Source organism: Rhizobacter sp. P2_H2 (assembly GCF_056403375.1).
In genome coordinates, this window is sequence record NZ_JBFUFP010001782.1 from 1 (window position 1) to 600 (window position 600).

Annotated in this window: 2 protein-coding genes; both read left to right on the forward strand. The window is 62.4% G+C overall.

The features are described from left to right. Positions 1 to 145: HU family DNA-binding protein (locus AC1D15_RS36175; protein ID WP_477829885.1), on the forward strand; the 145-nt coding region annotated here is incomplete at its 5' end. A 35-nt stretch (positions 146 to 180) separates the two neighbouring features. Then, a partial coding sequence (locus AC1D15_RS36180; RefSeq protein ID WP_477829884.1) for a MerR family transcriptional regulator occupies positions 181 to 600 on the forward strand: 420 nt, incomplete at its 3' end.

The window sequence follows — 600 nt, forward strand, 5'->3', positions numbered from 1 at the left end:
GCGCAAGGCGCCGCGGCCGGGGCGCAACCCCCGGACCGGGGAATCGATACCGATCAAGGCGCGGAATGTTGTAACTTTTCACGCCAGTCACAAACTGAAGGGAGTTGTGCAGGGCGACATACCGGCGGGTGACGACTTCGAGTAAAGTCTTAGCTTTCTCTCTCGAACTCCTTGATTTCAATGGAGAAAGCGCTTCCCGCCATCCCTGCCAAACGCTACTTCACCATTGGTGAGGTCAGCGATTTGTGCGGCGTGAAGCCGTACGTGCTGCGCTATTGGGAGCAAGAGTTCACGCAGCTCAAGCCGATGAAGCGCCGCGGYAACCGGCGTTACTACCAGCATCACGAGGTGCTGCTGATCCGGCGCATCCGCGAGCTGCTGTACGAGCAGGGCTTCACGATCAGCGGGGCCCGCAACYGGCTCACCGAGCTGGTCCATTCGCGGGCTTCGTCGTCGTCGGCATCGTCCGGCGCGCCGGACGCTCACGATGCAGAGTTCGACGGCGAACCGGATGCCGAGCTCGATGCAGCCGGCCCCGATTCCGAGTTGCCGCTCGATGCTGCCCCCGAGGACGCACCCATTCCGCAACCGGTCGTTATC